At 71.7% G+C, this 12,736-nt stretch carries 12 protein-coding genes; 7 read left to right on the top strand and 5 right to left on the bottom strand.

The annotated features are described in order from the left end of the window. Positions 1-118: 118 nt before the first annotated feature. The 4 genes from ACIO9J_RS01135 (at position 119) to ACIO9J_RS01120 (ending at position 4,009) form a co-directional block, all read left to right on the top strand. The gene (locus ACIO9J_RS01135; RefSeq protein ID WP_401990537.1) at positions 119-1,345 is read left to right on the top strand and encodes an acyl-CoA dehydrogenase family protein; all 1,227 of its coding nucleotides are present in this window, start codon (positions 119-121) and stop codon (positions 1,343-1,345) included. A gap of 209 nt (positions 1,346-1,554) precedes the next feature. Next, positions 1,555-1,998, top strand: coding sequence for a MarR family winged helix-turn-helix transcriptional regulator (locus ACIO9J_RS01130; protein ID WP_401990534.1), 444 nt, complete (start codon positions 1,555-1,557; stop codon positions 1,996-1,998). Beyond that, positions 1,995-3,449, top strand: coding sequence for an MFS transporter (locus ACIO9J_RS01125; RefSeq protein ID WP_401990531.1), 1,455 nt, complete (start codon positions 1,995-1,997; stop codon positions 3,447-3,449). Before ACIO9J_RS01130 ends, ACIO9J_RS01125 begins: the two co-directional genes overlap by 4 nt. Continuing rightward, on the top strand, positions 3,446-4,009 hold the full coding sequence (locus ACIO9J_RS01120; RefSeq protein ID WP_401990529.1) for an isochorismatase family protein: 564 nt from the start codon (positions 3,446-3,448) through the stop codon (positions 4,007-4,009). The genes ACIO9J_RS01125 and ACIO9J_RS01120 overlap by 4 nt, the downstream gene beginning before the upstream one ends. A gap of 76 nt (positions 4,010-4,085) precedes the next feature. Here ACIO9J_RS01120 and ACIO9J_RS01115 read toward each other — a convergent pair whose 3' ends face one another. The 4 genes from ACIO9J_RS01115 to ACIO9J_RS01100 form a co-directional block, all read right to left on the bottom strand. Continuing rightward, positions 4,086-4,874 carry a GNAT family N-acetyltransferase gene (locus ACIO9J_RS01115; RefSeq protein WP_401990526.1) on the bottom strand — a complete coding sequence of 263 codons (789 nt, stop codon included), beginning with the start codon at positions 4,872-4,874 and terminating at the stop codon, positions 4,086-4,088. A gap of 65 nt (positions 4,875-4,939) precedes the next feature. Beyond that, positions 4,940-5,980, bottom strand: a complete 1,041-nt coding sequence (locus ACIO9J_RS01110; RefSeq protein WP_401990523.1) for a PhlD — start codon at positions 5,978-5,980, stop codon at positions 4,940-4,942. A 161-nt stretch (positions 5,981-6,141) separates the two neighbouring features. Beyond that, complete coding sequence (locus ACIO9J_RS01105) at positions 6,142-6,963, bottom strand: helix-turn-helix domain-containing protein (RefSeq protein ID WP_401990521.1); 822 nt, start codon at positions 6,961-6,963, stop codon at positions 6,142-6,144. A 434-nt stretch (positions 6,964-7,397) separates the two neighbouring features. Then, complete coding sequence (locus ACIO9J_RS01100; protein ID WP_401990518.1) at positions 7,398-8,288, bottom strand: Gfo/Idh/MocA family protein; 891 nt, start codon at positions 8,286-8,288, stop codon at positions 7,398-7,400. Positions 8,289-8,684: 396 nt separating this feature from the next. Between ACIO9J_RS01100 and ACIO9J_RS01095 the strand changes: the two genes are divergently transcribed. Next, on the top strand, positions 8,685-10,199 hold the full coding sequence (locus ACIO9J_RS01095) for an MFS transporter (protein WP_401990515.1): 1,515 nt from the start codon (positions 8,685-8,687) through the stop codon (positions 10,197-10,199). Between the two features lie 2 nt (positions 10,200-10,201). Next, complete coding sequence (locus ACIO9J_RS01090; RefSeq protein ID WP_401990512.1) at positions 10,202-10,822, top strand: TetR family transcriptional regulator; 621 nt, start codon at positions 10,202-10,204, stop codon at positions 10,820-10,822. Here the strand turns inward: ACIO9J_RS01090 and ACIO9J_RS01085 are convergent. Next, positions 10,773-11,720 carry a DMT family transporter gene (locus ACIO9J_RS01085; RefSeq protein WP_401990509.1) on the bottom strand — a complete coding sequence of 316 codons (948 nt, stop codon included), beginning with the start codon at positions 11,718-11,720 and terminating at the stop codon, positions 10,773-10,775. The genes ACIO9J_RS01090 and ACIO9J_RS01085 overlap by 50 nt on opposite strands. Before the next feature lie 179 nt (positions 11,721-11,899). On the opposite strand from ACIO9J_RS01085, the gene ACIO9J_RS01080 reads away from it, so the two are divergent. Beyond that, positions 11,900-12,538, top strand: a complete 639-nt coding sequence (locus ACIO9J_RS01080; protein WP_401992981.1) for a TetR/AcrR family transcriptional regulator — start codon at positions 11,900-11,902, stop codon at positions 12,536-12,538. Positions 12,539-12,736: the final 198 nt, after the last annotated feature.

Here is a 12,736-nt window from a genome sequence, read left to right as displayed (position 1 = left end):
CACCCGGCGAGCTGTGCGCATCGAACGGGCTGCCGGGAGTTGACATGGGCTACTGGTCAGTAACAGACTTCGGTTACCGCAAGTAACGCCGCAGTTGATCGCTGGTCCTGGAGGGGTCATGGCCGAGTTCACCATGGAGCTCAACGACGAACAGAAGGAGGTCCGGGACTGGCTCCACGGTTTCGCCGCCGATGTGATCCGCCCCGCGGCCGCCGAGTGGGACGAGCGCGAAGAGACCCCCTGGCCCATCATCCAGGAAGCGGCGAAGCTCGGGATCTACTCCCTGGACTTCTACGCCCAGCAGTTCTTCGACCCGTCGGGCCTCGGCATACCGATGGCGACCGAGGAGATCTTCTGGGGTGACGCGGGCATCGGCCTGTCCATCATGGGCACCGGTCTCGCCGCCGTGGGCGTCCTCGCGAACGGTACCGAGGAGCAGATCGGGACCTGGATCCCGCAGATGTACGGCGACGTGAACGACGTGAAGGTCGCCGCCTTCTGCTCCTCCGAGCCCGACGCCGGTTCCGACGTGGCGGCGATGCGCACCCGCGCCGTCTACGACGAGGCCAAGGACGAGTGGGTGCTCAACGGCACCAAGACCTGGGCGACCAACGGCGGCATAGCCAACGTCCACGTCGTCGTCGCGGTCGTCGACGCCGAGCTCGGCTCGAAGGGGCACGCCTCCTTCATCGTCCCGCCGAACACCCCCGGCCTCGCGCAGGGGCAGAAGTTCAAGAAGCACGGTATCCGCGCCTCGCACACGGCGGAGGTCGTCCTGGAGGACGTCCGCGTCCCCGGGCACTGTCTGCTCGGCGGCAAGGAGAAGCTGGACGAGCGGCTCGCCCGCGCCAGGGAGCGCGCCAAGTCCGGCGGTGAGCGCGTGAAGAACGCGGCGATGGCGACCTTCGAGGCGTCCCGCCCCGCGGTCGGCGCGATGGCCGTGGGCACGGCGCGCGCGGCGTACGAGGAGGCCCTGGAGTACGCCAAGACCCGTACGCAGTTCGGCCGCCCGATCATCGACAACCAGGGCATCGCCTTCCAGCTCGCCGACATGCGCACGCAGATCGACGCGGCCCGCCTGCTCGTGTGGCGTGCCTCGTGGATGGCGAGCACCGGCAAGAAGTTCGAGTCGGCCGAAGGCTCCATGTCGAAGCTGTACGCGAGCGAGGTCGCCAAGAAGGTCACCGCGCAGGCCGTGCAGATCCTCGGCGGCAACGGCTTCACCCGCGAGTACCCGGTGGAACGCATGCACCGGGACGCCGCGATCTACACGATCTTCGAGGGCACGAGCGAGATCCAGCGCCTGGTGATCGCGCGCACCCTGTCGGGGATGCCGATCCGCTAGCGCTCGGCTGGGGCGGCGTTACATCCGCGGGTCGGATGTGGCTGGTCGCGCCGTTCCCCGCGCCCCTCTCGGGGTGCGTGTTGCCCGTGAAGCATCCGCCCCTGTCGCCATGGCGACAGGGGCGGTTTCTGTGTGCGGCGCGCGGGGCGATGGGCGAGGTAGGCAGAGAAGCTTGCAAGTTTACCTGTCTATCTCGTACGGTGCGGAACATGAGCGCACACTCCGGTGAACCCACCCCCGAGCAGCTCGCCGCCGACCTGTCGGACGCCGTCCGACGCCTCGTGCGACGCTTTCGCGGCGTGTCGCCGCAGACCGGCCTCAGCCCCTCGCAGCGTTCCGTGCTCGCCCGCCTCGACGGGGCGGGCCCCGACACCACCGCGGGCCTCGCCCGCGCGGAGCTCGTCCGGCCCCAGTCCATGCGGATGACCGTGGCCGCCCTGGAGGAGCTGGGGCTCGTCGCGCGCGCCCCCGACCCCGACGACGGGCGGCAGTCCGTCGTCTCCGTGACCGATCAGGGGCGGCGCACCCTCGCCGACATGCGGGCCGCCAAGCGCGACTGGCTCGCCGCGGCACTCGCCGACGAGCTCGACCCGGCGGAGCGCCGCCAACTGGCCGACGCCGTCGAGCTGTTGGAGCGGTTGGTGCGCAAGTGAGGACGGCCTCGTCCGCACCGGCCAGGCAGACTGCGGACGACCGCCCCGCCTTCGGCGCCCGGCTCACCGCGCCGCTCCTCCTCGGCTCCCTGCTCAATCCGCTCAACACCACGATGATCTCCACGGGCCTGGTGGCGATCGGGCACGACTTCGGCGTCGGCGCCGCGCAGACCGCCTGGCTCGTCTCCGTCCTCTACCTCGCGAGCGCCGTCGCCCAGCCCGTGCTCGGCAAACTGGCCGACGGCATCGGGCCGCGCCGGGTCTTCCTCGGCGGGCTCGCGGTCGTCGTCGCCTCCGGGCTCGTCGGCACGCTGGCCCCGGGCTTCGGCTGGCTGCTCGTCTCCCGGCTGCTCCTCGGCATCGGCACCTCCGCCGCCTACCCCGCCGCCATGGCCGTGCTGCGCGACGAGTCCCGCAGGCTCGGCACACCGACCCCGCGCCTGGTCCTCGGGCGGCTCTCCTTCGCCGCGCTCGGCAGCGCTGCCGTCGGACCCACGCTCGGCGGTCTCCTCGTCGCGACCGCGGGCTGGCGCGGCATCTTCGCCGTGAACGTCCCCGTCGCGCTCCTCGCGTACGGCGCGACGCTGCGCTGGATCCCCAAGGACGCGCCGCGCGGCGAGCGCGCCGAGGGCGGCGGAGCGGGCGGCCTCGACCCGCTCGGCACCCTGTTCTTCACCGGCGCGCTGACCTGCCTCGTGGTCTTCCTGCTCGACCTCAGCCACCCGCTGTGGTGGCTGCTCGCCCCCGTCGTCCTGCTCGGCGCCGTCCTGACCTGGTGGCAGCTGCGCCATCCGCGGCCCTTCATCGACCTGCGGATGCTGGGCACCAACCACGCGCTCGCCCGCACCTATCTGCGCCACGGGCTCAGCTACCTCGTCGTCTACTGCGTCATGTACGGCTTCACCCAGTGGCTGGAGGAGGCCCGCGGCTACGACTCGCTGCACACCGGGCTCGTCATGCTCCCGATGTCCCTCGCCGCGCTGGGCTGTTCGCTCCTCGGCGCCCGAACCAAGGGCATCCGCGCGCCGCTCACCGTCGCCGCCGTGCTCCTGGCCGTGGGCAGCGGGCTGCTCCTGCTGATGTCGGGCTCCACCCCGCTGGCCGTACTGCTCCTTGCGGGTGCCTGCTTCGGCATTCCGCAGGGGCTCATGGGCACCGGCAACCAGGCGGCCGTGCAGCAGTTCGCGCCCGCCGACGCGATCGGGTCGGCCGCCGGGCTCCAGCGCACCGCCCAGTACATCGGCGCCATCACGGCCGCCGGGATCATCGGCCTCGCCTACGGCCGGCAGGCCGACGACGGCGGGCTGCACCTGATGGCCGTGGCCGGCGGCGTCCTCGCCCTGGCCCTCATCGTCCTCACCGTCACCGACCGCGCCCTGCGCCCCGCAGCGGGCAAGAGCGCCACCTCGCACCAGCGCACCATCCCGCACCAGAAAGGCCCGACCTCATGACCGCCACCGTGCTCGACCCCACCACCGCCCTCGTCCTCGTCGACCTCCAGAAGGGCATCACCGCACTGCCCACGGCCCACCCCGCACAAGAGATCATCGAGCGGGCCGCGCGCCTCGCCGACGCGTTCCGCGCGCACGGGCTGCCCGTGGTCCTGGTGCGGGTGACCGGCGGCGCCCCCGGCCGCACCGAAGGCCCCGCGCGCGGCGCCGAACTGCCCGCGGACTGGGCGGAGCTCGTGCCCGAACTCGGCCGTGTCGAGAGCGACATCGTGGTCACCAAGCAGCAGTGGGGTGCCTTCTACGGTACCGACCTGGACCTGCAACTGCGCCGCAGGGGCGTCACCCAGGTCGTGCTCGCGGGCATCGCGACGAGCATCGGCGTGGAGTCGACGGCGCGCGCCGCGCACGAGCACGGCTATCACGTCACCGTGGCCGTCGACGCCGTGACCGACATGGACGCGGACGCCCACCGCAACAGCGTGGAGAAGATCTTCCCGAGGCTCGGCGAGACCGACACGGCGGACGCCGTCGCCAAGCTCATCGGCCGAACGGACCGCTGAGGCCTGACTGCTGGTACGTGTACGGGCCCTCCGACTGGCACACCTACGGGCCTTACGGCTGGTACACGTACGGGCCTTACGGCTGGTACACGTACGGCGTGGTCGTGCACAGCGTCGCGAAGCCGAGCCTGTCCAGGATGGGGCGGCTGTCGGCGGAGGCGTCGACCTGAAGGTAGCGGTAGCCGCGCTCGGAGGCGATGCGGGCCCGATGGGCCACGAGGGCGCGGTAGATGCCCTTGCCGCGCCACTGCGGCGCGGTGCCGCCGCCCCAGAGTCCGGCGAAGTCGGTACCCGGGCGGAGCTCCATCCGGGCGCCGCACACCGGCAGTTCACCGGCCATGGCGACGACCGCGACGATGTCGTCGGGCGCCTCTTCCAGCTGGGCGAGCACGCGCTTGCCGATCCGTTCGGCGAGGGCCGCGTCGTCCTCGCCGAACGCGGCGAGATGTGCCCGGGACAGCAGTCGCACGCCTTCGGCGTCGGTCACCGGGAGCAGGTGGATGCCCTCGGGCAGCTCCGGGCCCGCGGGCAGGGCGTCGGCCTCGGCGACCATCACGGTCTCGGTGGGTTCGGCCACGAAACCGGCCGCGAGCAGGCGCTGGCCGAGGTCCGCGGGCTCGTCGTGGGAGTGCAGCTTCCACTCGAACTCTCGCCCGGCGGCGGTGTAGTCACGCACTTGCCGGGCGATCACGCCATCGGCCGTGGCCGCGTCGATGTCGGCCCACAGGACGCCGTTCCAGTCGTGCGCGGAGCCGACGTGCCGTACGACGCCGTCGATCCGCTCGATCCGCGCGGTGGCACTGTCGCTGCGCGCGTCGCGCCGCATCTGCCAGTCGTACGCGGCCAGCACTCTCTCTTGATCCATGCGCGTCACTTCAACAGGGCCGCCGCGGTGCGGCAACCCAATATCGGCGGGTGTCAGGGCCCGGCCTACGCGTGCCAGCGGCAGCGCAGCGCGGCGGCGGCGAAGCCGGGGCCGAAGGCGACCGTGGCGCCGTGCGCGCCGGCGGCCGGGGGCTCCGCGTGGGTGCGTTCCAGGACGCGCAGGACGCTCACGCCGCCGAGGTTGCCCTCGTGGGCGAGCGTGTCCAGGGAGTGCCGTGCCGCGTGCTCGTCGAGGCCGAGGCCTGCCGCGGTGTCGGTGATGATGCGGGGGCTGCCCGGGTGGATGACCGCGAAGTCGAGCGCCTGCGGGCCGTACCACTCCCGCAGGCGTGGCAGGACGTCGCCCGCGGCCGCCAGTGCCTTCTTGGTGGAGTCGAAGTGGATGCCCGCCGCGCTGATCCGCCCGCGCTGGCGGTCCAGGCTGTCCGGCAGGACGTACTCGAAGGTGCCCTCGATCGCCAGGCCGGGGCCCAACGGGGTGTCGGTGACGATCGTGGCGGCGGCCGAATCTCCGAAGAGGGCCTTGTAGATCATCGACTCGATCGATGTGTCGCCGTGTTGGTAGATGGCCGAAAGCACCTCCGCGGCGACCACCAGGACCTTGCTGCCGGGACGCGCGGCGATCAGGTCGGCGGCCCGGATGAGGGCCTGTGTGCCGCCGGGGCAGGCCACCGTGGCGAGCGCGACGCGGCGGACGTCGGGGCGCAGCCCGAGGCGTGCGACGAGATGGACGTCCAGGTTGGGGACCGACCAGCTCGTGGTGTGCGTGGTGACGATCGCGTCGATGTCCCGCGCGGCAAGCCCTGCCGAGTCGAGCGCGGTGAGGGCGGCGCGCTCGGCCATGACCAGGGCGTCTCCGAACGCCGTCCGGGCCCGCTCGCCGACGTCGCCGGTCCCCGAGACGGTGGGGGAGTCCAGCGGGCGCGAGAAGTGACGCGTGTCCACGCCGCAGTTGCCGACGACCCGCAGGATCGCGCGCAGCCGGGGGTGGTCGGCGTGGTGGGTGCTGATGTCGTCGGCTATCTCCGCGGTGGTGACCTTGTGGTCCCCGACGACGGTGTGGGGTCTGAGCACATGGGCGGTCACGAGGCGGCTCCCTCAAGGACTGGCAAAGGGCGGGCGGGGTGATGGCCAAATTACTGCACCTCGCCGTACCTGTTACCCATGGTGCCAGTGCCGAAGGAGAACCTCTTTTCGAGCGCGACGGTCCGGGCGCCACACAGGGCCGAGGACCGGCCGGGCGGCCGTCAGGTCGCCCGGAGGATGCCCGCGCGGGTGTGGGTGCGGTGCTCGCCGGGCTGGAACACCAGGATCATCAGCCGGGAGCCGGGGGCCGTCAGGGGCTGCGCCGCGCACATGGTGACCCAGCCGCGCCCCTCCTGGGCGTGGAGCAGCGGGCGTTCGTCACCGTCCGGATGCGGATGGGAGTTGCCCGCGGCGTAGAGGTCCATGGTCCCCGGCTCGGCGAGGACCTCCTTCTCGATCTGCCGCAGGATGTCGTCGTCGGGGCGGGTGGCCAGCGCGGCGCGCAGCTGCGGCAGCACCATCGGGGCCCAGGCCGTGTCCCAGTCGAGGAGGGTCTGGCGGCCGTGCGGGTCCAGGAGCATCCAGCGCAGGGTGTTCGCGGGGACCTTGCCGTTCGGGAACATGGTGGCGAACCGCTGGTTGTAGGCGAGCATCTCCCAGGAGGCGTCGGTCACATAGGCCATGTGCCGTATCCCGTCGACCGCCTCCTGCCACACCCCCGGCACCTCCTTGCCCGACGACAGGTGCAGGGGACCCGGGGGGTCCTGAAGGAGGGCGTACCGGCAAAGGGACACCCATTCCTGTTCGTTGAGACCGAAGAGGCGGGCGACATCGCGCAGGAGCGAGGTCGGGGGGTTGGGGTAACTGCCGGATTCGAGTCGGTGGTACGTGCCGAACGTGCGGTGCAGCAACTGGTCGACCTGGTGCTGCGACAGGCCCGGTGCGCGTCTGCCCTGACCGGTGGGCCTGGCGAAGCCGTGTGATTCGGGGGCTATGAGGGCGCGTCGTTCGCGGAGCAGAGCGCGGAGCGCCGTCTTGTTCATGGTGGGTAATCCCTCTTGATGCACGCCGAGTTGGAGCGTGATCAGTCTAAATATTCACATCAGCTTTGGTAGTAAACATTGCCCGAAGAAAACGATCAGTCCCTACGGCATCATGGAGTGCGCGAGCTCGTCGACCTGCAGCTTCGATCGTCGACGGGCACGCGGGCACAACTGTGGGGCATCTTGTCCGGGGAGCTCGAGAATGGCTGAAATTCCCCGGCATTGGGTACCCCCTAGGCCTACCGGGCCGATGCGGGAAGCGTGTGGGACGGTTGTTCGTATTCCGATCCGTGTGGTCGGAAACAGGGCAACACAGGATCGCACAGCGGTTCTTCCCGGACCGGTTTCGTAGGTCCACCGGCTGCGGTCGGTGCCGTCACTCGCCATTACGTAGCGGCCACGGTACCGGCCGCCCGTGGTTGTCCCCGGGCGGTTCACGCCGGCGCGATCCGCGCCTCGGCCTCCGCCAGGATCTCCGTGACCCGCAGCCCGAACCGGACGTCGCACGCGTGCGGCGTGCCCGTACGGGCAGCCTCGACGAGTCCGTCGACCGCTGTCCTGAACGCTTCGCCGGGTCCGTCCCAGGACGGCAGTACGACCGTGCCTATCTCCCCGCGCAACTCCACGGTGAGGCCCGCGCACTTCACCGGCGCGGTCAGGCTGAGAGCCGCCGTGCTGGAGGCCCCGCCGGTGTGGCGCAGGATCAGATGGGTCGTGTCGCCCGCACCGCGCGCCGCCGTCACCGACGTGACGTCGCCGAGCACCGGTAGCAGGACGGACAGGGCGTGCGGGCCGACGTCCCACAGTCCGCCGCGGCCCGCCCGCCAGGGCGAGGAGAACGCGGGGTCGCCGCCGTCCGGCGCGTAGAACGAGCCGTACCAGTCGGCCCTGCCGGTGAACCAGCCGGGCGCCGCCGCCTGCTGGGCGACCCAGGCCGAGGTGTTGGGGGCGAAGCGGAGTGTGAAGAAGACCACGGACGCCACGCCTGCCCGTTCGGCGGCCGCCGCGAGGTCCCGGGCCGCTTCGAGCGTCGTCGCGACCGGCTTGTCGAGCAGCAGATGGCAGCCCACGGCGGCGGCCCGCGCGGCGAGTCGCGCCTGGACGTCCGGCGGCACCGCGAACGCCACGGCGTCGCTGGCGGCGAAGAGTTCGTCCACGTCCGCGTACGCCGTCGTGGCGTGTGTCGCGGCGAGCGCGGCGGCCGCGTCGGGGCGGCGGCCCCAGACGCCGCTCAGTTCGACGTCGGGGTGCCCGGCCAGTGCGGGGGCGTGCGTGGCGGAGGCCCAGGGGCCGGTGCCGACCAGGCCGATGCGGAGACGGTTCATGGGCGGCAGTATGACCGAGAGTGCCCGAAGGGGACTTGTCCGGGCCGAACTCTGCCCGAACTCCGCCCGTCTTCCTGGCCGATATGTCGACCGAAGTGTCCGCTTCGTAGGGGAAGTTGTGCGCGGGCCGGTCATCACTCGTCGATTCCGGCGATGTTACGCGTGGTGCCGCAGGGGCGCCTGAGCACGCGTTGCCAAAGCTTTGCCCGAAGGTTGACAGGGCTTGGCGTACAGGCTGTTGTCGGACATTCCGTCCCACTGTGTGCATTCCGCATCGGTCGAGCCGTCGCGCACCGCCCGAAAAGGGTCGTAGCGCCCCCGTTCGGAAAGAAGGAGACGCGGCATGTTCTCCAGGCACATGCCAAGTTCTTCATAGTGAATACCCATTCACCCGCTATGGTGAATTTCAATTCACCTCATGCTCGCGGGGGAGTACGCGTGAAATCCGCTCCGATATCCGGGGAGCCGAAGAGCCTGCGGGCCAGGCTCACCGTTCCCGTCCTGGCCTTCGGCGGCATCCTCATGGCCGTCATGCAGACGGTGGTCGTGCCGCTGCTGCCCGATCTGCCCCGGCTGACCGGCAGTTCGGCAGGGGCCGTCTCCTGGCTGGTCACCGCGACCCTGCTCGCGGGCGCGGTCCTCACCCCCGTGCTCGGCAGGGCCGGCGACATGTACGGCAAGCGCCGTGTTCTGCTCATCGCGCTCGGCCTGATGACCGCGGGCTCGGTGCTCTGCGCGCTGACCTCGGACATCCGGCTGCTGATCGCGGCGCGGGCGCTCCAGGGCGCGGCCGCCGCCGTGGTGCCGCTGTCCATCAGCATCCTGCGCGACGAACTCCCCCCGGCGCGCACCGGTTCGGCGGTCGCCCTGATGAGCTCCACGGTCGGCATCGGTGCCGCGCTCGGCCTGCCGCTCGCCGCGCTCGTCGTGCAGTACGCGGACTGGCACGTCATGTTCTGGGCGACCGCGGGCCTCGGTGCCGGCGGGCTCGCGCTCGCCTGGTGGGTCATCAGGGAGTCGCCGGTGCGTTCCCCCGGCCGGTTCGACTCGTGGGGCGCGCTGGGACTCGCGGCGGGCCTCGTCTGTCTGCTGCTCGCGGTGTCTCAGGGTGGTGAGTGGGGGTGGGGGAGCGCTCCTGTGCTCGGGCTCCTGGCGGGCGCGGTCGTCATCCTCGCCGCGTGGTGGCGCCGCCAACTGCGTACCGAGGAACCGCTGGTGGACCTGCGTCTCGCGGCCGGGCGGAGGGTGGCGCTGCCGCATGTCGCCGCGCTGCTCGCCGGGTTCGCCTTCTACGCCAACTCGCTCGTGACGGCGCAACTGGTGCAGGCGCCCGCGGCGAGCGGCTACGGCCTGGAGCTGTCCATCGTGGCGACCGGCCTGTGCCTGCTGCCCAACGGCGTGATCATGTTGGTCCTCTCGCCGGTGTCGGCCCGGATCTCGACCGCGCGGGGGCCCAGGGTGACGCTCGCCATCGGGGCGGCCGTCATCGCCCTCGGCTATGTCGTACGCATCGTGGACAGCAGGGAGTTGTGGGTCATCATGGTGGGCGCGGCGATCGTGTCGACGGGGACCACCTTCGCGTACTCCGCACTGCCGACCCTGATCCTGCGGGCGGTGCCCATCGGCCAGACCGCGTCGGCGAACGGCGTGAACGTCCTGATGCGGACCATCGGGCAGAGCCTGTGCAGCGCGGCGGTGGCCGCCGTGCTGGTGCGGCACACCAACGTGATCGGCGCGGCGCACGTGCCCACCCTGCGCGGCTATCAACTGGCCTTCGCCCTGGCGGGCACGGTCGCGCTCATCGCCTGCGCCGCCGCTCTGGCCATACCCTCGGACACGGCACCGGAGGCCGGTCGACCGCCCGCGGGGCGCGGGGGGCCCGCCCAGGAGACGGCCCTGGAAGGAACGTGACCATGGCGACCACCGCCTCTTCGACTACGGCGGACCCGTCCCCGACGGCGGCGAGGGCCCCGTCCGCGCCCGCCGGCCGCAGGGGCGCGGAGGCGAGCAAGGCCGCCATCATCCGCGCCGCCCGCCACCTCCTGGCGCGGCACGCGCACGGAGACATCACGCTGAAGGCGGTGGCCGAACGCGCCGGGGTGAGTCCGCCCCTGATCCTCAAGTACTTCGGCAACAAGGACGCGCTGTTCTCGCACGTCATGTCGTTCGAGGAGGACGCGGACGCGGTCTTCGACGCGCCCGTTGCCGAGCTCGGCGCGCACATGGTCCGCCATCTCCTGACCAGCCAGGCCGAGCGCGGAGCCGACCCCATCGTGCGGATCGTCTTCGCCCCGCTCCACGGCGAACAGGGCGACATCCTGCGCGCCAACTTCCGTACGCAGGTGGCCCAGCGCCTCGGCGAACGGCTGCAGGGTCCGGACGCGGGCCTGCGCGCCGAACTGGCCGTGGGCATGCTCCTCGGGCTCGGCGTGATGTACGGCATCGCCCGGGGGGCGTGCCTGCGGGCCGCCGAGATCGACGAGATCACCGAGCGGTACGCGCCTTCGGTGCAGGCGTTTCTGACGCCTGGGTGACCGGCTCCCGTGTGGGGAGCGCGGCGTCGGGGCGGTCGCGCCCGCGCCGTACGACCACCACGGCCGCGAGCCCGACCGCGAGGCCCACCGCCGTCTGCACGCCGAAGGGCTCGCCGAACATCAGGGCGCCCCACAGCGCCGTCACGGGGGCCATCAGGAACATGAGCGTGTTGACCTGGGTGACTCCGGAGCGGCGCAGGATCAGCCAGTACAGGCCGTACCCGCCGAACGTCGAGAGCGTCACGAGCCAGCCGATCGCCACCCAGAACGAGGCCTCGGCGGGCGGCACGACCGCACCGGAGGCCGCCGCGAGGGCCGTGAAGATCACGGCACTGGCCGCGCAGTGCACGGTCATCGAGACCGCGGGCCCCACCGGACGCCGCGCCCGCCGGTCCAGGAACGTCGCCGCCACCAGCGACAGCATGCCGAGGAACGGTACGAGGTAGGCCCACCACGGGGCGTCGCCGCCGCCCGCGAAGTCGGCCGCGGTGACGATGACGACGCCGGTGACGCCGAGCCCGAGGCCGACCCACTGGGTGCGGGAGACGTACTGGCCGAGCAGCGGACCGGCCAGCGCGCCCGCGACGAGCGGCTGGGTGCCGTCGATGAGCGCCGTCGTGCCGCTGGAGACGCCGAGCTGGATCGCGTAGTACACGGTGAGCAGATAGCCGCTCTGGGACAGCGCCCCCACGACTGCCTGCCGCCCTACCGCACGCGCGGTCACGCCGCGCCAGGACGCCCTGGTCAAGGTCAGGGCCACCACCGCGAGGACGACGGCGAGCGGCAGGAAGCGCCACATCAGGACCGTCACCGCGGGGGCGCTCCCGGCGCCCATCTTGGCGCCGATGAAGCCGGAACTCCAGGTCAGCACGAAGGCGATCGACAACAGGACGTTCACGGTGGTCCTCCGCGGCGAAGCAGGTATACAGATCGGTCTACCCGACGCGAGTATACAGATCGGTTTACTATGGAGGCATGAGTGATGGCGTCACGGGTGAGGTGTCCATGGATGAGGGCGAGGGCGTGGGCCGGGAGGGCGGCGGTGGGGCGGCGGGCCATGCCCCGCGTCGCATCGTCATGACGCCCGGCGCGCGCCGGGCCCTCGACGCGGCGGCGCGCCTGTTCTACGCGCGCGGGATCCATGCCGTCGGCGTGGACCTGATCGCCGCCGAGGCCGGGGTGACCAAGAAGACGCTCTACGACCGGTTCGGCTCCAAGGAGCAGATCGTCGTCGAGTACCTGGCCGAGCGGGACGAGCGCTGGCGCGCCTTCCTCGACACGTACCTGGCGGAGGCGGGCCCGGCGCGCGACCGGATCCTGGCCGTCTTCGACGCCTCGCGAGACTGGGCGCGGGACCGGATGGCCAAGGGGTGCGGCATGGTCAACGCGCATGCGGAGATCAGCGACCCCGACCACCCGGCGTATCCGCTGATCATCGGTCAGAAGGCGTGGATGCTCGCGCTGTTCACCGGTCTCGCGCGGGAGGCCGTTCTCGCGCGGGAGGTCGTGCCGTACGAGGCCGGGGCGGACGCGAGCGACGCACGCGCCACCGCCGCGCCCGATCCCGAACGCCTGGGCCGGACCTTGATGTTGCTGCATGAGGGGGCTCTCGTCGCGCACGGCCTGCACGTCTTCCCGGACGCCGTCGGGCGGGCGTGCGAGGAGGCGGACGCACTGCTTCTGGCCGCGGGAGTCCGAGGTTCCGCGGGTATCTGACGGATCGTTGACAAGTCTTTGCGCGTGGCCGGAATGCTCTGTTCCGTGACGTGCCGTGCATCCGCCGGAGTGCGGCGACGGGATCGGGGGCCTTCGCGGAAGGTCGTCTGGCCTTGGCAAAGGGCGGCCGAAATGGTGGGGGTGCGCGGCGCGGGACGGCCGGGCGGGCGTTGACCGTACGTCGGCGCAGGAGCACGC

The organism is Streptomyces sp. NPDC087300 (genome assembly GCF_044744425.1).
Classification (GTDB): domain Bacteria; phylum Actinomycetota; class Actinomycetes; order Streptomycetales; family Streptomycetaceae; genus Streptomyces.
This window is presented reverse-complemented; position numbering and strand designations above follow the sequence as displayed.

Coding starts and splice junctions, on each gene's coding strand:
- ACIO9J_RS01135 (WP_401990537.1), top strand. CDS start 119: ATGGCCGAGTTCACCATGGAGCTCAACGACGAACAGAAGGAGGTCCGG.
- ACIO9J_RS01130 (WP_401990534.1), top strand. CDS start 1,555: ATGAGCGCACACTCCGGTGAACCCACCCCCGAGCAGCTCGCCGCCGAC.
- ACIO9J_RS01120 (WP_401990529.1), top strand. CDS start 3,446: ATGACCGCCACCGTGCTCGACCCCACCACCGCCCTCGTCCTCGTCGAC.
- ACIO9J_RS01115 (WP_401990526.1), bottom strand. CDS start 4,874: ATGGATCAAGAGAGAGTGCTGGCCGCGTACGACTGGCAGATGCGGCGC.
- ACIO9J_RS01105 (WP_401990521.1), bottom strand. CDS start 6,963: ATGAACAAGACGGCGCTCCGCGCTCTGCTCCGCGAACGACGCGCCCTC.
- ACIO9J_RS01100 (WP_401990518.1), bottom strand. CDS start 8,288: ATGAACCGTCTCCGCATCGGCCTGGTCGGCACCGGCCCCTGGGCCTCC.
- ACIO9J_RS01095 (WP_401990515.1), top strand. CDS start 8,685: ATGGTGAATTTCAATTCACCTCATGCTCGCGGGGGAGTACGCGTGAAA.
- ACIO9J_RS01090 (WP_401990512.1), top strand. CDS start 10,202: ATGGCGACCACCGCCTCTTCGACTACGGCGGACCCGTCCCCGACGGCG.
- ACIO9J_RS01080 (WP_401992981.1), top strand. CDS start 11,900: ATGACGCCCGGCGCGCGCCGGGCCCTCGACGCGGCGGCGCGCCTGTTC.